General features: G+C 68.6%; 18 protein-coding genes. All 18 read right to left on the bottom strand.

Features of this window, described 5'->3' with window-relative positions:
- Positions 1–6 precede the first annotated feature (6 nt).
- Positions 7–918: a guanylate kinase gene (gene gmk, locus KY497_RS12160; RefSeq protein WP_219869144.1), complete on the bottom strand. Its 912-nt coding sequence runs from the start codon at positions 916–918 to the stop codon at positions 7–9.
- Positions 911–1,756: an orotidine-5'-phosphate decarboxylase gene (pyrF, locus tag KY497_RS12165; RefSeq protein ID WP_219869145.1), complete on the bottom strand. Its 846-nt coding sequence runs from the start codon at positions 1,754–1,756 to the stop codon at positions 911–913. Before pyrF ends, gmk begins: the two co-directional genes overlap by 8 nt.
- On the bottom strand, positions 1,753–5,040 hold the full coding sequence (gene carB / locus KY497_RS12170) for a carbamoyl-phosphate synthase large subunit (protein WP_219869146.1): 3,288 nt from the start codon (positions 5,038–5,040) through the stop codon (positions 1,753–1,755). The genes pyrF and carB overlap by 4 nt, the downstream gene beginning before the upstream one ends.
- Positions 5,040–6,218 carry a glutamine-hydrolyzing carbamoyl-phosphate synthase small subunit gene (gene carA / locus KY497_RS12175; RefSeq protein WP_055868118.1) on the bottom strand — a complete coding sequence of 393 codons (1,179 nt, stop codon included), beginning with the start codon at positions 6,216–6,218 and terminating at the stop codon, positions 5,040–5,042. Before carA ends, carB begins: the two co-directional genes overlap by 1 nt.
- Positions 6,215–6,727 (bottom strand): hypothetical protein, encoded by a 513-nt coding sequence (locus tag KY497_RS12180; protein ID WP_219869147.1) that lies wholly within the window; start codon positions 6,725–6,727, stop codon positions 6,215–6,217. Before KY497_RS12180 ends, carA begins: the two co-directional genes overlap by 4 nt.
- Positions 6,724–7,968, bottom strand: coding sequence for a dihydroorotase (locus tag KY497_RS12185; protein WP_375140930.1), 1,245 nt, complete (start codon positions 7,966–7,968; stop codon positions 6,724–6,726). The genes KY497_RS12180 and KY497_RS12185 overlap by 4 nt, the downstream gene beginning before the upstream one ends.
- Before the next feature lie 56 nt (positions 7,969–8,024).
- The gene (locus tag KY497_RS12190; protein WP_017830561.1) at positions 8,025–8,990 is read right to left on the bottom strand and encodes an aspartate carbamoyltransferase catalytic subunit; all 966 of its coding nucleotides are present in this window, start codon (positions 8,988–8,990) and stop codon (positions 8,025–8,027) included.
- Entirely contained in the window at positions 8,987–9,517 is a 531-nt protein-coding gene (pyrR, locus tag KY497_RS12195) for a bifunctional pyr operon transcriptional regulator/uracil phosphoribosyltransferase PyrR (protein WP_017830560.1), read from the bottom strand. Before pyrR ends, KY497_RS12190 begins: the two co-directional genes overlap by 4 nt.
- Before the next feature lie 82 nt (positions 9,518–9,599).
- Entirely contained in the window at positions 9,600–11,177 is a 1,578-nt protein-coding gene (locus KY497_RS12200; RefSeq protein WP_218682462.1) for a Rieske 2Fe-2S domain-containing protein, read from the bottom strand.
- Positions 11,178–11,258: 81 nt separating this feature from the next.
- Positions 11,259–14,216 (bottom strand): DEAD/DEAH box helicase, encoded by a 2,958-nt coding sequence (locus KY497_RS12205; RefSeq protein ID WP_219869149.1) that lies wholly within the window; start codon positions 14,214–14,216, stop codon positions 11,259–11,261.
- Positions 14,217–14,278: 62 nt separating this feature from the next.
- The gene (gene nusB, locus KY497_RS12210; protein ID WP_055868103.1) at positions 14,279–14,689 is read right to left on the bottom strand and encodes a transcription antitermination factor NusB; all 411 of its coding nucleotides are present in this window, start codon (positions 14,687–14,689) and stop codon (positions 14,279–14,281) included.
- A 3-nt stretch (positions 14,690–14,692) separates the two neighbouring features.
- Positions 14,693–15,253, bottom strand: a complete 561-nt coding sequence (gene efp / locus KY497_RS12215) for an elongation factor P (RefSeq protein ID WP_017830556.1) — start codon at positions 15,251–15,253, stop codon at positions 14,693–14,695.
- 55 nt (positions 15,254–15,308) lie between these two features.
- The gene (aroQ, locus tag KY497_RS12220; RefSeq protein ID WP_055872490.1) at positions 15,309–15,746 is read right to left on the bottom strand and encodes a type II 3-dehydroquinate dehydratase; all 438 of its coding nucleotides are present in this window, start codon (positions 15,744–15,746) and stop codon (positions 15,309–15,311) included.
- The gene (gene aroB / locus KY497_RS12225; RefSeq protein WP_141386751.1) at positions 15,743–16,831 is read right to left on the bottom strand and encodes a 3-dehydroquinate synthase; all 1,089 of its coding nucleotides are present in this window, start codon (positions 16,829–16,831) and stop codon (positions 15,743–15,745) included. The genes aroQ and aroB overlap by 4 nt, the downstream gene beginning before the upstream one ends.
- A complete protein-coding gene (locus tag KY497_RS12230; RefSeq protein ID WP_219869150.1) occupies positions 16,828–17,346 on the bottom strand; it encodes a shikimate kinase in 519 nt (172 codons plus the stop codon). The genes aroB and KY497_RS12230 overlap by 4 nt, the downstream gene beginning before the upstream one ends.
- Complete coding sequence (aroC, locus tag KY497_RS12235) at positions 17,330–18,559, bottom strand: chorismate synthase (RefSeq protein ID WP_219869151.1); 1,230 nt, start codon at positions 18,557–18,559, stop codon at positions 17,330–17,332. Before aroC ends, KY497_RS12230 begins: the two co-directional genes overlap by 17 nt.
- A 64-nt stretch (positions 18,560–18,623) precedes the next feature.
- Positions 18,624–19,454 carry a shikimate dehydrogenase gene (locus tag KY497_RS12240; protein WP_141386753.1) on the bottom strand — a complete coding sequence of 277 codons (831 nt, stop codon included), beginning with the start codon at positions 19,452–19,454 and terminating at the stop codon, positions 18,624–18,626.
- On the bottom strand, positions 19,441–20,958 hold the full coding sequence (mltG, locus tag KY497_RS12245) for an endolytic transglycosylase MltG (RefSeq protein WP_141386754.1): 1,518 nt from the start codon (positions 20,956–20,958) through the stop codon (positions 19,441–19,443). Before mltG ends, KY497_RS12240 begins: the two co-directional genes overlap by 14 nt.
- Between the last annotated feature and the right edge of the window lie 2 nt (positions 20,959–20,960).

Here is a 20,960-nt window from a genome sequence, read left to right on the forward strand (position 1 = left end):
AGACTCTCAGCGCGCAGAGCTTGTAGACAATTCTACGACCTCGTGAGCCGCCGTGGCGACGTCCTCGTTCACGATGAGGTGATCGAACTCGTTCTGAGCGGCGAGTTCGACCTTCGCGGTGCGCAGTCGTCTGGCCCTCTCCTCGGCGTCTTCGGTGCCTCGTCCGACCAGCCGATGGACGAGTTCATCCCAGCTCGGAGGCAGCAGGAAGATCAGTGTCGCGGCGGGTTCGGCGCGACGCACCTGACGCGCACCCTGCAGGTCGATCTCGAGCAGGACCGTCTTGCCCTCGGCCAGCGCGGCATCGATCGGCGCGCGCGGCGTGCCGTACCGGGAGCGGTTGTGCACCACGGCGTACTCGAGCAGTTCGTCGTCGGCGATGAGCCGGTCGAACTCCGCGTCGTCGACGAAGTAGTAGTGCACGCCGTCGATCTCGCCCGGGCGCGGGGGCCTGGTCGTCGCCGAGACCGACAGGTGGATCTCCGGGTTGTGCTCGCGGATGTGCGCGGCGACCGTGCCCTTGCCCACGGCGGTGGGCCCTGCCAGGACCAGCAGCCGGCTCCGGGCACCACGAGGCGTCGGCACCGGGAAGCGCGAGTCGAGCCACGACTCCAGCACCCGGCGCTGGCGCGCGCCGAGCCCACCGAGACGCTTGACCGGCGAGATGTGCAGCTCCTCGAGCACCCGGTCGCGCTTGCCAGCGCCGATCGCGGGAAGTGCCAGCAGGAAGTCGGTGATGCGCATCGAGCCCTCCGCCGAATCGGCGTCGGCGCTCGCACGATGAAGAACGGCCTGCGGTGTCACCACGCGCATCGTGAGGTCGCGCTTGACCGAGGCCCTGGCGCGGCGACGCTCCACGGCGCGGCGCGCCGCTGCAGCCCTGTCGACCTCGGGGACCGTGCGCTGTGCGTCAGACACCGGCCACCTCGCGATACTCGGCCGCGCGTGCGGAGATGGCCTCCATCAGATCGGCCGGACCGGCGGAGAGGATGCTGCGGCTCTCACTCGCGATCACTGCTGCCGACATCGTCCCGAAACGCGGACGGAGATCAGCCGGCGTGGCCCCCTGCGCACCGAAACCCGGAGCGAGGATCGGCGCTGCCGGCGTGAACGGCTCGATACCGGCCCTGGTCCAGTCGACGGTCGCGCCGATGACGAATCCGAAGCTCCCCCACTCCCCCGCGGCAGACGACTCGGCGTTGCGCGCAGAGACCTCGGAGATGACCGCTGCCGACACCGTGATGCCGGCGGAGTCCGTGGACCGCTGCAGCCCTTCCGCCTCGGGGTTGCTGGTAGCCGCCAGCACGAACAGACCTTTTCCGTTCTTCTCGGCCACGGCGAAGGTCCCGTCGAGAGCACCCACCCCGAGGAATGGGCTCACGGTGAGGGCATCCGCCTCCAGCGGCGAACCCGGCGTGAGCCACGCACGCGCGTAGTCGTCCATCGTCGATCCGATGTCGCCCCGCTTGGCGTCGGCGATCACGATCAGTCCGGCAGCGCGCGTAGCGGCCAGAACATCTTCGAGCGCCGCGATGCCTCGAGAGCCGAAGCGCTCGAAGAACGACACCTGCGGCTTCACGACGGCGACCTTCCCTGCAGCCGCCTCGACCGTGCGCAGGCCGAACTCGCGGACGCCCTGCGCGTCGTCGGCCAACCCCCACGCCGCGAGCAGCGCGGCGTGGGGGTCGATGCCGAGGCAGAGCGGTCCCTTCGCCCGGAGGGCGGAGCGCACCCGCTCGCCGAAGCGTTCGCTCACAGCGCCGCCTTCCGGTCCAGCGCGTACTCCTGGAGGCTCTTCACCTGGAAGCCCTCGTGGGCGGCGTCCATTCCGCTCACGGCGGCACCGAGCACGGCCATCGTGGTGAACAGGGCCTTGTCGGCGGCCACCGCTGCGGCGCGGATCTCGTAGCCGTCGGCGCGAGCGGCGCCGCCGGACGGAGTGTTCACGACGATGTCGATCGCGCCCTCGTTGATGAGGTCGACGATGTTCTTGGCCCCGGACTCCTGCGTCGCACTGTACTTCTCGACGACCGTGACGGCGATGCCGTTGCGCGAGAGGATCTCGGCTGTACCCTCGGTCGCGACGATCGTGAAGCCGAGCTGCTGCAGGCGGTGCGCGGGCAGGATGACCGCACGCTTGTCCGAGTCGGCGACCGAGATGAACACGGTTCCCGACGTGGGCATGCCGCCATAGGCCGCCGCCTGGCTCTTCGCGAACGCTGTCGGGAAGTCGCGGTCGATGCCCATGACCTCACCGGTGGAGCGCATCTCCGGTCCGAGCACGGAGTCGACCGTCTTGCCGTCGGCGGTGCGGAACCGCTTGAACGGGAGCACGGCCTCCTTGACCGACACCGGTGCGTCGAGCGGGACGCGGGAGCCGTCCTGCTCGGGAAGCAGGCCCTCCGCGCGCAGCTCCGCGATCGTGGAACCGGTCATCACGCGGCTCGCCGCCTTGGCCATGGGGATACCGAGCGCCTTCGACACGAACGGCACGGTGCGGCTCGCACGCGGGTTCGCCTCGATCACGTAGAGCACTCCGGCGCTGATGGCGAACTGCACGTTGAGCAGTCCACGCACTCCCACGCCCTCGGCGATCGCGAGTGTGGCCTCGCGCACCCGGTCGACGTCGGTGCGGCCGAGCGAGACCGGCGGCAGCGTGCAGCTGGAGTCGCCCGAGTGGATGCCGGCCTCTTCGAGGTGCTCCATGACGCCGCCGATGTACAGGTCGGTTCCGTCGTAGAGCGCGTCGACGTCGAGCTCGATCGCGTCGTCGAGGAAGCGATCGACGAGAAGGGGCTTGCCCTCCTCGATGACGACCTCCCCCGCGGTGCGCACGAAGTAGTCGCGCAGCGACGCGGTGTCGTAGACGATCTCCATGCCGCGGCCGCCGAGCACGAAGCTCGGACGCACCAGCACCGGGTAGCCGATCTCCTCGGCGATACGTACGGCGCCTTCGACATCGATCGCGGTGCCGTTGCGCGGCGCGACGAGACCTGCGTCATCGAGCAGACGGGAGAAGAGCTCGCGTTCCTCCGCCAGGTCGATCGCCTCGGGGCTGGTTCCGAGAACGGTGTAACCGGCGGCCTCGATGCCCTTCGCGAGTCCGAGCGGCGTCTGCCCGCCGAGCTGGCACACGACACCGAGGATGGTGCCGCTCGCGGCTTCGGCGTCGAGCACCTCCAGCACGTCCTCGAGCGTCAGCGGCTCGAAGTACAGGCGGTCAGAGGTGTCGTAGTCGGTCGAGACCGTCTCCGGGTTGCAGTTGACCATGACGGTCTCGAACCCGGCATCCGACAGCGCGAACGACGCGTGCACGCACGAGTAGTCGAACTCGACACCCTGGCCGATGCGGTTCGGTCCGGAGCCGATGATGACCACCTTGGTGCGATCCGACGGCGCGACCTCGGTCTCGAAGTCGTAGCTCGAGTAGTGGTACGGGGTGAGGGCGGGGAACTCGCCGGCGCAGGTGTCGACCGTCTTGTACACCGGGCGGATGCCGAGGCCGTGACGCACGCCCCTGACCTCCGCTTCGGAGATGCCGCGGATCTCGGCGAGCTGCGCGTCGGAGAAGCCGTGCTCCTTGGCGTAGCGAAGAATCGCCGCGTCGAGCTCGGACGCGGTGCGCACGATCTCGGCGACCTCGTTGATCAGCACGATCTGGTCGAGGAACCACGGGTCGATCGCCGTCGCGTCGAAGGCCTGCTCGACCGTCGCGCCCTTGCGCAGCGCCTGCTGCAGCGTCACGATCCGGCCGTCCGTCGGAACCTTCGAGATCTCGAGAAGCTCCTCCACCGAGCGCTCCTCGGCGCCCCAGTGGAAGCTCGATCCGCGCTTCTCCAGCGAGCGGAGCGCCTTCTGCAGGGCAGTCGCGTAGTTGCGGCCGATCGCCATGGCCTCGCCCACGGACTTCATGGTCGTGGTCAGCGTCGCGTCGGCGGCCGGGAACTTCTCGAACGCGAAGCGCGGAACCTTCACGACGACGTAGTCGAGCGTCGGCTCGAAGCTCGCCGGCGTGACACCCGTGATGTCGTTCGGGATCTCGTCGAGACGGTAGCCCAGGGCCAGCTTGGCTGCGAGCTTGGCGATCGGGAATCCGGTGGCCTTGGACGCCAGAGCGCTGGAGCGCGAGACGCGCGGGTTCATCTCGATGACGATGATGCGACCGTTGGTCGGGTCCACCGCGAACTGGATGTTGCAACCGCCGGTGTCGACGCCGACGGCGCGGATGATGTCGATGCCGATGTCGCGCATCTTCTGGTACTCGCGGTCGGTGAGGGTGAGCGCGGGAGCGACCGTGATCGAGTCGCCCGTGTGCACGCCGACGGGGTCGACGTTCTCGATCGAGCAGACGACGACGGTGTTGTCGGCCGTGTCGCGCATGAGCTCGAGCTCGTACTCCTTCCAGCCGAGGATGGACTCCTCCAGGAGCACCTCGGTGGTGGGCGAGTCGCGCAGGCCCGCGCCGGCGATGCGACGCAGATCCTCCTCGTCGTACGCGAATCCGGAGCCGAGGCCACCCATCGTGAAGCTCGGACGGACCACCATCGGGTAGCCGAGCTCATCGGCGGCCGCCAGCACCTCATCCATCGTGTGCGCGATGCGCGAGTCCGCCACGTCGGCCCCCGCATCGAGGACCAGCTGCTTGAAGATCTGACGATCCTCGCCCTTGTTGATCGCCTCGAAGCTGGCGCCGATGAGCTCGACGTCGTACTTCTCGAGGATGCCGTGGTTGTGCAGCTCGATCGCGGCGTTCAGCGCGGTCTGCCCGCCGAGCGTCGGCAGGATCGCGTCGGGCCGCTCCTTGGCGATGATCGTCTCGATGACCTGCCACGTGATCGGCTCGATGTAGGTCGCATCGGCGAAGTCGGGATCGGTCATGATCGTGGCCGGGTTGGAGTTGACCAGGATGACCCGGACGCCCTCCTCGCGCAGCACGCGGCACGCCTGGGTGCCGGAGTAGTCGAACTCGCACGCCTGACCGATGACGATCGGGCCGGATCCGATGACGAGGACGGAGTTGATGTCGTCGCGCTTGGGCATTACTTGGAGTCCTTCTGGCTTGCGATGACGAGGTCGCGGAACCTGTCGAAGAGGTAGTTGGCGTCGTGCGGGCCTGCTGCGGCCTCGGGGTGGTACTGCACCGAGAAGGCGGGGATGTCGAGGGCGCGGAGTCCCTCGACCACGTTGTCGTTGAGGCCGACGTGGCTGACCTCGACCTTGCCGTAGCCGTTCGGGCTGTCGAAGGTGCCCTCGATCGGAGCCTCGACCGCGAAGCCGTGGTTGTGCGCCGTGATCTCGACCCTGCCGGTCTGCTTGTCCAGCACCGGCTGGTTGATGCCGCGGTGCCCGAACGGCAGCTTGTAGGTGCCGAGGCCCAGGGCGCGCCCGAGCAGCTGGTTGCCGAAGCAGATCCCGAAGAACGGCAGCCCCGCATCGAGCACCGAGCGCAGCAGCTCGACGTGATCACCGGAGGCCGCGGGGTCGCCGGGACCGTTCGAGTAGAACACCGCGACGGGATCGACAGCGCGGATATCGTCGATCGTCACGTTCTGCGGCAGCACATGCACCTCGAAGCCGCGGGCGGCGAGGTTGTCGATCGTCGCCTGCTTCACACCGAGATCGAGCACGGCGAGGTTGCCGATGCGCTCGCCCATGGCGGTCGTCACGGTCGCGACGTCGACCGAGACCTCGGCGGACAGATTGCGTCCGGCCATCTCGGGAGCTTCGCGGACGATGCGCACCTGCTCCTGCGGGTCGAGCGCCGCATCCGCCCCGGAGAAGATCCCCCCGCGCATGGAGCCGGCCGAGCGGATGTGCCGGGTGATCGAACGGGTGTCGATGCCGCTGATGCCGACGACTCCGTCCTCGACGAGCACGTCGTCGAGCGAGGCGTTCGCCCGCCAGTTCGACACGACGCGCGAAGGGTCGCGCACGATGTAGCCGGCGACCCAGATGCGGCGCGATTCGGCATCTTCATCGTTCATGCCGGTGTTGCCGATGTGCGGTGCCGTCTGCAGGACGATCTGCCCCGCGTAGGAGGGATCGGTGATGGTCTCCTGGTATCCGGACATGCCGGTCGCGAAGACGACTTCGCCCAGTGTGCGACCGCGCGCGCCGTAGGCGCGTCCGATGTGTCGGGTGCCGTCTTCCAGGACCAGGACGGCGGGATCGGGGAGCTGGGCCGCGGAGGCCTGCCCGGAGGATGTCGAAAGGGTCATGACGTTGCTCCTGTGTCGGGGGCGGCGGGGACGAGCCGCTGCAGGTCGGAGATGAGGTTCTGAGGGTCGCCGGTGGCGAGGCGCAGATAGCTGTCGACGACCGTCTCGTCGTCGATGCTCCAGGCGAGGCGCACGAGGCCGCCGGGCTCCACGACGCGGTCGATCGTGACCGTGGCGCGGTCGATGGCGACGAGGCGGTCGTTCGCGAGGAAGACCGTCGGCGCGCCATCGAGGCAGAGGGCGATGCCGCGATCCGTGACCGCCAGCTCACCACGGGCCCGGTACGCGAGAGGCGACACCGCGAGACGCTCGAGCGGCTGCTCGTGCCGTGTCGTCGACACGTAGAGCACCTCGTCGCGGCGGAAGACCTCCGCGTGCTCCGGAACCCCCAGCGGGGCCGTGAACACGGAGTCGCGGCGGATTCGTCGTCGCCAGGCCAGGAGCATCACCAGCAGCACCAGGAGCGCGACCGCGATCGTGATCGCGACGGCGAGGTCCCGAGCGCTCATGCGCGAAGCTCCTCGACGACGCTTCCGCCGTCGACGGTGAGGACACCGCCGTGGATCGTGTACTGCACGCGTCCGGGGAGGTCGCGGCCGAGGTAGGGCGAGTTCACGCTCCGACCGTGGAGGTCGGCTTCCGTGAACACGCCGTCGACCGAGGCGTCGTAGAGCGTGAGCTGGGCAGGCTGACCGACCTCGAGCGGCGTGCCGTGACCTGCCAGCTGTCCGATCCGTGCCGGTGCTGCGCTCATCACCCGTGCGATGTCCGACCACTCGAGAAGCCCGGTCTGCACCATCGACTGGTGCACGACGCGCAGGGCGCTCTCCAGTCCCACCATGCCGTTCGCCGCGGCCTGCCACTCGCACGCCTTGTGCTCGCTCGGGTGCGGCGCGTGGTCGGTGGCGACGATGTCGATCGTGCCGTCGGCGAGGCCCTCGCGCACGGCGAGCACATCCTCTTCCCTACGCAGCGGAGGATTGACCTTGTAGCGCGCGTCGTACCCGCGCACGAGCTCGTCGGTGAGGAGCAGGTGGTGAGGGGTGACCTCGGCGGTGACGTTGATGCCGCGCTTCTTGGCCCAGCGGATGATGTCCACCGAGCCCGCGGTCGAGAGGTGGCACACGTGCAGCCGCGATCCGACGTGCTCGGCCAGCAGCACGTCGCGGGCGATGATCGACTCCTCGGCGACGGCGGGCCATCCGGCCAGGCCGAGCTCGGCCGAGACCGTGCCCTCGTTCATCTGCGCGCCCTCGGTGAGGCGGGGGTCCTGCGCATGCTGGGCGATGACGCCGTCGAACGACTTCACGTACTCCAGCGCGCGGCGCATGATGAGCGGATCGAACACGCAGAAGCCGTCGTCGCTGAAGACGCGGACCTGTGCGCGGGACGTGGCCATCGCTCCCAGCTCGGCGAGGCGCTCGCCCTTCTGTCCGACCGTCACGGCGCCGATGGGCTGCACCGTGGCGTAGCCGGCCGCTTCGCCGAGCGCGAGCTCCTGCTCGACGACGCCGGCGGTGTCGGCGACCGGCGAGGTGTTGGGCATCGCGAAGACGGCGGTGAAGCCACCGGCGGCCGCCGCCCTCGTTCCCGTGAGGATCGTCTCGGAAGCCTCGTAGCCGGGCTCGCGCAGATGCGTGTGCAGATCGACGAGTCCCGGAAGGGCGACCAGCCCTGCCGCGTCGATGACGCGCGCGCCGGAGCGCGTGAGCCCGGTGCCGATCTCGGCGATCCGGCCGTCTTCGATCATGATGTCGGCGCTCTCGGCACCGAGCAGCTGTGCACCGGTGATGACGAGGGTCTCGTTCACAGGTCTCCCCCTCGTTCGTCGTCTCGTTCTCCTGCCAGCAGCAGGTACAGCACCGCCATGCGGACGGAGACCCCGTTCGTGACCTGTTCCAGCACCGTCGAGCGGGGGGAATCGGCAGCTTCGGAGGAGATCTCCAGTCCCCGGTTCATGGGTCCGGGGTGCATGACAATGCTACCTGCCGGAAGACCGGCCACACGCCGTGCGTCCAGACCCCATCGACGGGAATACTCCCGCTCAGTCGGGAAATATGCAGCGTTCATGCGTTCCAGCTGGATGCGCAGCATCATCACCGCGTCCGGGTCCTCGGCCAGAGCCTCATCGAGGTCGTATACCACGCGGACCGGCCAGAGCGACACGTTCTGCGGCACCAAGGTCGGCGGCGCGACCAGGGTGACCTCTGCTCCGAGCGTGGTGAGCAGCCAGACGTTGGAGCGGGCGACCCGCGAATGCAGCACGTCGCCGACGATCACGACCCGCAGTCCGCTCAGATCGCGACCGCGGCTCTCGGCGCCGAAGCGGCGCTTGCGGATGGTGAAGGCGTCGAGCAGGGCCTGCGTCGGGTGCTCGTGCGTGCCGTCTCCGGCGTTGACGACGCCGGCGGAAATCCAGCCGCTGGTGGCGAGCGTCTGCGGGGCGCCGGATCCAGGGTGGCGGACCACGACCGCGTCGGCGCCGATGGCCTCGAGCGTCTGCGCGGTGTCCTTCAGGCTCTCCCCCTTCGAGACGCTGGAACCCTTCGCCGCGAAGTTGATGACATCCGCGGAGAGGCGCTTGGCGGCGGCCTCGAACGAGATGCGGGTGCGTGTCGAATCCTCGAAGAAGAGGTTCACCACGGTCTTGCCGCGCAGCGTCGGGAGCTTCTTGACCTCACGCGACTGCGTGTCGGACATGTCCTCGGCGACATCGAGGATGCGCAGGGCGGTCGCCCGATCGAGGGTGCGGGTGTCGAGGAGGTGTCTCATTCGCCGATCGTCACCTCCTCGGCCCCGTCGTTCTCGAAGAGGCGCACGTTGACCCGCTCGGTGCGGGCGGAGGGGATGTTCTTGCCGATGAAGTCGGGGCGGATCGGGAGCTCGCGGTGTCCGCGGTCGACGAGGATCGCCAGGCGCACGACGGCGGGGCGTCCGATCGACTGGATGGCGTCGAGAGCGGCACGGATGCTGCGGCCGGAGAAGAGCACGTCATCGACGAGCACGACCGTCTTGCCGTCGATTCCGCCCACCGGGATCTCGGTGGGCCGCGGGGAACGCGTCGGGTGCTTGGCGAGGTCGTCGCGGAAGAGCGTGACATCGAGCGCGCCGACGGGGACCGACTGCTGCGCGATCTCGCTGATCAGCAGGCCGAGGCGATGGGCGAGAGTGACGCCGCGGGTCGGAATGCCCAGCAGGACGAGGTTCTCGGCACCTCGATTGGATTCGAGGATCTCGTGGGCGATACGGGTCAGCGCTCGTGAGATGTCGGCTTCGTGCAGCACAGTGCGCATGCTCATCGGCCGCTCCCTTCTCCGCCTCACAGGACGGTGTTAAAGGTTGCTTGTGACGAAAGTCTATCGGAGCGCAGGCTCCGGCGGATCAGCTCGCTTCCTGCAGGACCGGATCGGTGACCTCGTCGATCTTCGACGAGCGGATCGGGTGGCCGGCGGTGGAGAGGCAGCGGCCGGTCTTCAGATCCCACTTCCAGTCGTGCATGCTGCACGTGAGGATCCCGTCCTCGTCGACCGTGCCCGTGCGGGTGAGGTCGGCGCGCAGGTGCGGGCAGCGGCGCTGAACGACCCAGTCGCCGATCTCGGTATCTTCGGTCTGGTCGGTCTGCTCCTGGTACCAGTTCTCCACGTACTCGATCCGATCGACCGAGAGGCACTTGAGGAACGTGGTGAGGAACTCGTTGAACTTGCCACTGCGGCCCACCGAGAACTGCATCGAGAGGAAGATCGAGTTGGACCAGTCGATCTCGTGATCGACGATGTTCGTCGAGACCAGGTCGGCGGGGATCGTGTACCAGTACACGCACTCCTCGCCCGCGTACTCGCGGACCTTCGCGCGGGGGAAGTCGACCACCATGTCGAGCTCGCCGATGCGGAAGCGCACGCAACCGCCGACACCGAGCCGGATGGTGCGGGACTTCTTCAGCAGCGGTTCCCACCAGGTCTTGATCGCCTCGAGCATCTCTGCGGGCGGGATGATCTCGGCACGAGACGCCTCCTCGTCGCGGATCTCCTGCTGTCGGCTCGCGCGCTGTTCCTCGAGGTACTCCCACTTCTCATCGAAGATGTGCGCGATCTCGGCCTCGGTGTAGAGCGTCTGCTCACTCGTGACCTCTCCCCCGTCGATCGTGACGACCGTGCCGGGGATGAAGAGCTGACCGTCGTACTGCGGCGCGAGCTCCTTCATGTGCGCGAGGAACTGCTTCTGGTCCGTGAAGATCGACTCGCCGTTCTTGCCGAGACCGTTGAAGTCGAACAGGTCGTCACGCAGGAACATGGGGGGCCCTGCCATCGGGAAGACGTGCGGGGCATCGACCTTCTCGATGTAGTACATCGCGCGCTTGTTCTGCGCCTCGCGCTTGAGCCGGGCGAAGTTCTGCTTGGCGTCCAGCGGCAGGTCGTAGACCATGGGCCACCAGATCGCACCGGACACCTGGGTGAAGTAGGCGTCGGGCTTGCCGAAGTCGAGCAGCTTCTCGAGGTCGAGCGGGTGCGAGTCGTTCTGGTTCAGGATCGAGCCGGTGCCGTCGTCGACGCTCAGGGAGGAGTCGCCGATGGGGCCGTCGCTGGGCGCGCGCAGCGGCGTGATCATCATCTTGAGCTCACCGCGCTGGATCACCTGGCCGGCAGGAGCGTAGGTGATGTTCGTGTAGCCGAGGGCGCGGATGTCCTTCTCGAGGTCATCGGTCGGATACTCCGGAAGCAGCACCTCGATGTCCTTGCGGATGTAGCGCTCCAGGAGCCGCGGGTCGAAGTGGTCGCGGTGCCGGTGCGAGATCCAGAGGAAATCGGCCTCGCGTCCGAAGCGCTCCCAGTCCAGACCACGGTTGTCGGGGAACGGGAACCAGGATCCGTAGAACGAGGGTCCGAGGACCGGGTCGCAGATGATGTTCCCGCCGACCGTCTCGATGAACATCCCGGCGTGGCCGAGTCCCGTGATCCGCATTGCATTCCTCCCGAAAGTGAACCGTTCGATTGTACCGACGGCTCCCTGTGCGCCCGGTCGACCCGGCCGTGAGTAATCCGGTCAGTCCTCGAACAGGCCGCGGATGTCGTCGGCGGAGAGCGACTGCGCGAACAGCGCCTCATCGTCGAGCACGGCCGTGAACAGCCGCGCTTTGCGGCGCTGCAGGTCGAGCACCTTCTCCTCGATCGTGCCGGTGGAGATCATCCGGTAGACGAACACCTGGCTGACCTGACCGATGCGGTGCGTGCGATCGACGGCCTGCGCCTCGGCCGCCGGATTCCACCACGGATCGAGCAGGAAGACGTAGTCGGCCTCGGTCAGGGTGAGGCCGAATCCGCCGGCCTTGAGGCTGATCAGGAAGACCGGTTGCACTCCCGATGTGAAGCTCTCGACGACCTTCTGGCGGTGGCGCGTCGACCCGTCCAGGTGCGCGTAGGGGATGCCGGCGGCGTCGAGGCGGGCCGCGGCGAGGTCGAGGAACGACGTGAACTGGCTGAACACGAGCGCGCGATGCCCTTCAGCCTGCAACTCGATCACGCGCTCGAGCAGCACATCGAGCTTGCGCGAGCCGATCTTCGCATCCGCGGCGTCGATGAGCCCCGGGGCCAGGCTGAGCATGCGCATCAGGGTGAGCGATCGGAACACGATGAAGCGGTTGCGGTCGAGATCTTCCAGCAGGCCGAGCACCTTCTGCCGTTCGCGCTGCAGCACGACGTCGTAGAGCGCCCGGTGGGAGGAGCTGAGCTCGACCTCGAGGATCTGCTCCTGCTTCGCCGGCAGGTCGGGTGCCACGAGCTCCTTCGTGCGTCGCAGCAGCAGCGGCCGGATCCGCCGACGAAGCTGCTCGAGGCGACGCTGACGGTAGGCGCCGCCCTCCTCGTTCTCGGGGACCTTCCCCTGCTCGATGGGTTGGATGTACTGCTCGCGGAACTTCCGCGCCGAGGCGAAGAGCCCCGGAGCGGTGAGCTTCAACAGCGCCCACAGCTCGCTCAGGCTGTTCTCCATCGGCGTTCCGGTGACCGCGAACGTCACATCCGCGCGGAATGAGGCGATGGCGCGGTGCAGCTTGGTCGCCGGGTTCTTGACGAACTGCGCCTCGTCCAGGAAGATTCCGGCCCACTCGACGCGCGCGTACTCGGCCTCGTCGAGCCGGGCGACGGCATAGGTGGTGATGAGGAGATCGACGTCGCGGATGCTGGCGTCGACCGAGGGACCCTGGGTGTTTCCGCGGAGCCGCACCCGGAGCGTGGGCGCGAAGTGCTCGGCCTCGCTGCGCCAGGTGGCGAGGACCGATGTCGGCACGACGGCGAGGAAGGGCCGCCGCTCCCCCGCCTCTCGCGCATGCACGATGAGGGCCAGGAGCTGGAGCGTCTTGCCGAGCCCCATGTCGTCAGCGAGGATGCCACCCAGGCGATGGCTCCACAGGAAGGCGAGCCAGTCGAGACCTTCCTTCTGATAGGGGCGGAGTTCGGCCGTGATACCCGACGGCACAGCGACCGGGGGCACCGAGGTGGCCGCGCGCAGACCGTCGGCGGTCGCACGCCACGAGACGGCGGGGATCGCCTCATCGGCGAGGTCTTCGAACTCCTCCCAGAGATCGGTCTGGTACCGACTGATCCGCGGACCGGTCTCCCACTCGTCGAGCGCGCCGGACTCGTCGATCAGTTCCCGGAGGCGATCGAGCGCACGGTGATTCAGCGAGAAGTAGCTGCCGTCGACCAGGAGGAGCTTCTTGCGCCCCTTGCTGAGCGCCATGAACAGCGGCTCGAACGGGATGGTGCGCCCGTCGATCTTGACCAGGATCCCCAGATCGAACCAGTCGGGATCGCTGCTCTCGACGGTCGAGACGGTGATCTCCGGCTCGCCCGTGAGCTCGTGGTAGCTCTTGCGACGGCCCTCGACGCTGACCGTGACGCCCTCGGCCTCGAGCGCGGGCACCGTGCGGGTGACGAACTCGGCGGCGGCGACGTCGTGGAAGGAGCCGGTCGCGGTGAGCTCCTCGCCCAGGTGCTCTCTCCAGACGGACCGCAGCGTGTCCCGGAGCGCATCCTCGGCCGCGATGTCGCGCACCGCGTCGCCGCTGGGAGAGAACGGCACCCGCCCGAAGCCGCGATACTCCCACTCGAGGGTGTAGGTGACCGTGTCGCCGCGGCGGAAGGACAGCGTGATCACCGCTCGGGGTGCAGGCAGCGCCGGCAGCTCGATCCGGCCGACAGGGCGCACCTCGATGCGGCGCGCGAGCAGCGGATACGCATCACGGAAGAAGGCGGCCTCGTCACGGGCCGGCACCGCCAGCCCGGTCCTGGCAGCGAGAAGGGCATGGACGGGCTCGCTGATCGGCACCTCGGCGAGGGTCACCCGGATGCTGCTCCCCTGCTGCGCGATCTCGTACACGCCGCTGTGGCCGATCGTCTGGACGGCGAAGGGCTCTGCACCGCGACCATCGATCGTGATGTCGGGACGCACGACGATCCCGCCCCCGTCGTCTCTCCCGACCGTAGCCCGGATCGCGGCGTCGCCGGCGAGCACGACAGTGGTGCTCTTCTGCGTGGCGACGAGGGGGATGCCAACCTCCGCGCCGGCGCGCAGATGCCCCCAGAAGAGCCCGGACTCGATCAGATCGGCGACCAGCCAATCACCGGCCGTGCCCGACAGCAGCGTGTCGCGAGCGATGCTGAGCAGGTCAGCGAACCACCGCGAGCGATCGCGCCCGTACTGCGTGGGGGAACGGCGCACCGCGTCCCACGTGGCCGCGCCCTGCACCCAGGCACCGGTCGACGCGCTCCGCTCGAGCGGGCGGATGCCGAGCAGGATCTCGCCCGTGCGCTTCCCGACGTCACGGGCGGTCGCCGTGCGCTGCGGACGCGAGGCCCACGGGTTGGCCCCGCGACCATCGCGCACGCGGAGTTCGACGCCGAGCGCGAGCGCCGTGTCGGCGTCATCGCGCGCGGAACCGAGGATGCTCCGCCAATCCGCCGCCGATCCCTCCGGAGGGGACGGATCACGGGAGAGGGACATACTGCCATCCTCTCCGGCACCGTCGACAATCACACCGCCGACAGTGCCCCGTCTCGGACGGATCAGGCGGAGCGGGCCACCCGTGCGAGGACACCGTGCACGAATGCGCCGGAGTCGTCGGTCGAGAACTCCTTCGCGAGTTCGACGGCCTCATCGATCGCGACGGCGGTCGGCACCTCGTCGTTGTACAGGATCTCCCACACCGCGATGCGCAGCAGCGCGCGGTCCACCGCGGGCATCCGCTCCAGCTTCCAGTCCCTGCTGTGCGTCGTGATCTGCTCGTCGATCTCGTCACGGGAATCGATGATGCCGTCGACGATCTCGCGCGCATAGAGCCAGGAGGCCTCACGCGCGGGCTCGCTCGCGGCGCGCTTGGCCTCGGCGGCGAGCGTCACGGCGAGATCGTCACCGCGCACATCGGCGGAGAAGAGAATGTCGAGAGCGCGCTTGCGCGCCTTCGTCCGGGCGCCCACGCCTTACTTCTCGCGGCCGAGGTAGTCACCCGTGCGGGTGTCGACCTTGACCTTGGTGCCGGTCTCGAGGAACAGCGGCACCTGGATCTCGTAGCCGGTCTCGAGCGTGGCGGGCTTGGTGCCGGCCGAGGAGCGGTCGCCCTGCAGGCCCGGCTCGGTGTAGGTGACCTCGAGGATCACGGACGCGGGAAGGTCGATGTACAGTGGGTTTCCGTTGTTCATCGCGATCGTCACCTGCTGGTTCTCGAGCAGGAAGTGCTTCGCGTCGCCGACTGTCGCGGCGCCGACGGTGATCTGGTCGAAGTCGGTCTGGTCCATGAAGACGTAGCCGTCACCGTCGGTGTACAGGTACGTGTAGTCGCGGCGGTCGACGTTCTCGATCTCGATCTTCGCGCCGGCGTTGTAGGTGCGGTCGACGGTCTTGCCCGAGACGACGTTCTTCAGCTTGGTGCGCACGAAGGCACCACCCTTGCCGGGCTTGACGTGCTGGAACTCGATGACGCTCCAGAGCTGCCCGTCGATGCTGAGGACGACGCCGTTCTTGATGTCTGCGGTAGATGCCATGCGCTGCGACTTCCGTTCGTGTGTCTGCGGGGTCGGACGAGACCGACAGTCGATTCTACGGGATGAGTGCTGCGAGCTGTCGCACGGCGTGCGCGTAGCCGTCGACACCGCGCCCGACGACGCGCACGGCGGCGACGTCGTCGAGGTACGAGTGGTGGCGGAACTGCTCCCGTGCGTATACGTCGGAGATGTGCACCTCGGCGAACGGCAGCGACACTCCGGTGAGCGCGTCGCGGAGCACCACCGAGGTGTGGGTGAGTCCCCCGGGGTTGATCACGATGGCCGCGCAGTCGTCCCGCGCGGCGTGGATCGCGTCGATCAGCACCCCTTCGTGATTGCTCTGCACTGCACGCACCTCGAAGCCGAGCTCGGCCGCCGCCGTACCGGTGATCCGTTCCACGTCGGCGAGCGTCGCGGTGCCGTACACCTCGGGCTCGCGGGTGCCGAGGAGATTCAGGTTCGGCCCGTTGACGAGGAGGATCCGCCGGCTCACTCCCCGACCTCCTGGTAGGCCGCGAACAGCAGCGACTCATCCGGAGCCTGCAGCACGGTGGGCTTGGCGATGTCGTCGAGCAGGATGAAGCGCAGCATCCCGCCGCGGCTCTTCTTGTCGCGCTGCATCGTGGCGAGCAGCTGCGGCCAGGCACCGGCACGGTACGAGGTGGGAAGTCCCAAGGACTCGAGGACGGTGCGGTGGCGCTCGGCGGCGTCGTCGGACAATCGGCCGGCGAGGCGGGAGAGCTCTGCGGCGTACAGCATCCCGACCGAGATGGCGGCGCCGTGACGCCAGCGGTACCTCTCGGCGTGCTCGATCGCGTGGCCGAGTGTATGGCCGTAGTTGAGGATCTCGCGAAGGCCGGCCTCGCGGAAGTCGTCGGACACGACCTTGGCCTTCATGTCGATCGCGAGCTCGATGGCGCGACGGAACTCCTCGGTCGTGGGGTCCACAGCGCGAGCAGGGTCTGCTTCGATGATGTCGAGGATCTCCGGCGCCCAGATGAACCCGGCCTTCACGACCTCGGCGAAGCCCGCCGTCGCCTCGTTCGGGCTGAGGCTGGCGAGCTCGTCGAGGTCGCCGATCACCGCACGCGGCGCCCAGAAGGCACCGACGAGGTTCTTGCCCTCCGCCGTGTTCACACCGGTCTTGCCTCCGACGGCGGCGTCGACGAGTCCGAGCACCGTGGTCGGCACCTGGATGAGCTGCACGCCGCGGAGCCAGGTGGCCGCCACGAAACCGGCGAGGTCGGTGACAGAGCCGCCGCCGTATCCGATGACCGCGTCGCTGCGTGTGAAATCAGCCTGACCCATGACCTGCCAGCAGAAGGCCGCGACTTCGATGCGCTTGCCCTGCTCCGCATCCGGGATCTCGGCGAGCAGCACATCGCGCGGCCCGTCGGAGGTGTCGGCGAGAAGACGATCACGCAGTTCCGCGGCTCGTGCGGCGAGCGTCGGCGGGTGCACGACGAGGATCTTGCGCACCCCCGGCGCGACGGCGGCGGAGACCCGATCGAGGATCCCCCGTCCGATCGTGATGTCGTAGGCGTCGTTTCCGGTGACGTTGATGGTCGTCGTGCTCATCGCTGCTCTCTCCTCCATGCCACGATCTCGTCCGCGATCTTCTGCATCGGACGACGTGAGGTGTCGAAGGTCGCCGATGACACCTCGGCGTACCACCCCCGACGCTCCTCGAAGATCTTCTGCCACCGCTCCAGCGGATCCTCTCCCGCCAGCAGCGGGCGATTGCTGCCGCGCAGCCGGTCGGCGACCGCATCGGGACTGACGGTCAGGAACACGACCGGATGCTCCGCGAGCAGATCTCGCGTGGCCGCCTCCGTCACGGCACCACCGCCGAGGGAGATCACTCCGCCCTCGGACAGCGCCTCGGCGACGGCGGCGCACTCGAGGGCGCGGAAATGCGCCTCCCCGTGCTCCTCGAAGATGGCGGGGATCGGCCCGTGCGCGGCGACGATGCGCTTGTCGGTGTCGATGAAGGCGACGCCGAGCCGACGCGCGACGCGTCTTCCGACGCTGGTCTTGCCGGCGGCCATCGGGCCCACCAGCACCAGCGTCAGCGGATCAGCCGCGCTCGTCATGCGCGATGAGCGCCGCCTCGGACGCAGGGGTCGTGCGCAGCTCGGCCGGGATGCCGGCCAGGTAGCCGTCGAGATTGCGACGCGTCTCGCGGATGCTGTCGCCGCCGAACTTCTCCAGCACGGCGTTGGCCAGCTCGACCGCGACCATCGCTTCGGCGACGACGCCGGCTGCCGGCACGGCGCACACGTCGGAGCGCTGGTGGTGGGCCGTGGCGTCGTCTCCGGTCGCGACGTCGATCGTGCGCAGGGCATGCGGGACGGTGGCGATCGGCTTCATCCCGGCGCGCACACGCAGCACGGTGCCGGTCGACATGCCGCCCTCGGTCCCGCCGGCCCTGTCGGAGCCGCGGGTGATGCCGTCGGCGGTGGCGAAGAGCTCGTCGTGCGCCGCCGAACCGCGACGACGCGTGGTCTCGAAGCCGTCGCCGACCTCGACGCCCTTGATCGCCTGGATGCTCATGAGCGCTTGCGCGAGACGTGCGTCGAGGCGGCGGTCCCAGTGCACGTGCGAGCCGAGCCCCGGGGGCAGCCCGTAGGCGAGAACCTCGACGATGCCACCGAGCGTGTCGCCGTCCTTCTTCGCATCGTCGACCTCGGCGACCATCAGTGCAGAGGTGGCTGCGTCGAAGCAGCGCAACGGATCGGCGTCGAGCGCGTCCACGTCGTCCGGGGTGGGCAGAGGCGAGCCTTCAGGCACGCGTACCGGACCGATCGAGAGCGTGTGGCTGACGAGACGGATGCCGAGTTCGCCGAGGAACGAGCGGGCGATCGCGCCGAGAGCCACGCGAGCCGCCGTCTCACGGGCGCTCGCACGCTCGAGGATCGGACGTGCCTCGTCGAAGTCGTACTTCTGCATGCCCACGAGGTCGGCGTGCCCCGGGCGCGGGCGCGTGAGAGGAGCGCTGCGTCCGCGGGACCTGTCGGTGAGCTCGACCGGCTCGGGGTTCATGACCTCGATCCACTTCGGCCACTCGGTGTTGCCGATGCGCAGGGCGATCGGGCTGCCGAGGCTCTTGCCGTGGCGCACACCGCCGGAGATCGTCAGCTCGTCCTGCTCGAACTTCATCCGCGAACCCCGGCCGTAGCCGAGCTTGCGGCGAGAGAGGTCGGCCTGGATGGCCTCGGACGACACAGGGACGCCGGAGGGCAGACCCTCCATGACGGCGATGAGTTCTGGGCCGTGCGATTCGCCGGCCGTGAGCACGCGGAGCATTGCTCCAGTCTCCCACGGGTTCGCACCCCCGCCGCGCCGCGTTTCGTCGTCGACGCCGATCGAGTCAGATGGCGGCACGCATCGCCGCGATCACGGCGACCTCATCCGGCAGTTCGGCGGCGGGATCACCGTGCAGGAAGATACGGATCTGGCGCACCGCCTGGTGCAGCAGCATCCCGAGCCCGGAGATCGTGGCGCCGTCGGCCCATCGCGCTGCGAGGGCAGACGGCCACGGTGCGTAGGCGGCGTCGAAGAGCACCCCACCCTGTGCAGCGAGTGCCGTCGCCGTGTCGGCGGGGAGCGTGGTTCCGCTGGGCAGGGTCGCCAAGGTCAGCTCGACGGTCTCCGACGGCGCGTCGAAGGATCGGACATCGACGACCATGCTGAGCCTCTCCCCCAGCTCCGCCAGTGCGGCCGCGGGCGCGGGACGCCGCGCCCGCACGTCGGCGCGTGTCGCGCCGATCTCGGAGGCGGCGACCAGCGCCGACGCTGCGGTGGCCCCGGCGCCGAGTATCCGCACGCGGTCGACGTCGGTGACCCGCGCTTCGGCGAGGGCATCGACGATCCCGCCCACGTCGGTGTTGAACCCGGCGGGGTGCTCCCCCATCAGCAGCGTGTTGACGGCACCGGTGAGCTCCGCGTGACGATCCCGCGTCGCCGCGGCACGGAATGCCTGTTCCTTCAGCGGCATCGTCAGCGAGAGACCGCGCCAGGTGTCGTCGAGCTGAGCGAACACCGGCGCGAAGTCGTCGGCCGACACCTGGCGTCGTCCGTACTCCCAGTCGAGTCCGAGCACGCGGTAGGCGGCGGCATGCAGATCCGGGGACTTGGAATGCGCGATCGGGTCGCCCCAGACCGCCAATCGAGAGCGCGTCACCGTCTCAGCAGCCGCCATCGGGGTTCGCCCGGCACCACTCGCGCCACTTCTCGATCCCCTGCTCGTGCTCGGCCAGCGTCTGGGTGAACAGCGTCTCCCCGGTCGCGAGGTTGATCGTGACGAAGTACAGCCACGGACCGTCTGCGGGCTGCATCGCCGCCTTGATGGCGGCATCGCTCGGGCTGGCGATGGGTGTCGCGGGAAGACCGGTGCGTACGTAGGTGTTCCAGTCGTTGTCGTCCTCGAGGGCTTCCTTGGAGCTCGACACGACGCCTTCGTGCAGGGATCCGTACCCGTACTGCGCGGTGGAGTCCATCTGCAGCTTCATGTCGATGTCGAGACGGTTCTGGATGACCCGCGACACCTTCGGGAAGTCCTCGAGACGCCCCTCGCGCTGGATGATGGAGGCGATCGTGAGGATGCGTTCGGCATCGGCGTCGGGCACACCGGCTGCACTCAGCGACTCGCGGGTGCGATCGACCATGCGCTGGATGACCTGGGGCGCGGTGACTCCCGGATCGAACTCGTACACCGCGGGGAAGAGCCAGCCCTCCAGGCTCGACGCGTCCACGCCATAGGCCATGGGGTCCTGGACGGCCGCCTCGAAGTCGGCCAGCGGAAGCCCGAGAGTCTCCGCCATATCGGGCAGCGACGACACGATCGTGCCGCCCTCGGCGACCGAGACGGCGTTCGCCATCTTGTTGGCATCGTCCTTGAGCGCCGCGAGCGCGGCCTCCGCCGTCATCTTCTTCTGCAGGCGGTACACGCCCGGATAGAACGTGACCGCGAGGTTCTCGTCGACGATGTAGTCGTAGAAGACGTCTTCGGTCTTGGTCACACCGGCTTCGTAGAGCGCGGTGGACACCGGCCCACCCGTGTCGCCCTGCTTGATGGTGACGAGAGCCTCACCGTTCGCGAGGCCCGGCTCGTAGTCCTTCGACTCGCCCCACCCCAGGGCGCCGCTGATCTTGTCACCGTAGGTGCTCCATGCCCAGGCGCCACCTGCGGCGATACCGCCGAAGACCGCGAGCACGATGATCAGTGCGATCAGGCATCCCTTGCGGCGCTTCTTCTTCTTCGGCTTCGCCTGGACGTGGTCGTCGTGCGGAGCGAAGAGATCGTCGAGTCCTCCGCCGATCACCGGTTCCGGCGCATCGGTCGCGGGCGCCGGCATGACAGCGGGCGCGACCTGCGGCATGGCGCGGGTCGGGGTGTCTGCGGCGTCGGCCGATGCGCGCACCGGAGTCGGAGAGGGACCCTCCGCATCCGAGGCGACCGCGTCGTCGGCCGAGGCACGCACCGGAACGGGCGAAGGCTCAGCGGGTGTGCCGTCCGTTCCCCTGACCGGTGTCGCGCTCCCCTCGCCGGCAGCGGCCTCACGAGCGGCGCGGCGCGACCCCGGCGCGGGGGCGCTGGTGTCGACGGTCGGGATCTGTCTCGTGGGATCGGGCAGATTCTCGAACAGGTCGCCCAGGCGGGAATCGGGGTCGTTCCGGGGGGTGGCGCTGTCGCGTTCAGACATCG

The organism is Microbacterium sp. PAMC22086 (genome assembly GCF_019443525.1).
In the GTDB taxonomy this organism is placed as follows: domain Bacteria; phylum Actinomycetota; class Actinomycetes; order Actinomycetales; family Microbacteriaceae; genus Microbacterium; species Microbacterium maritypicum.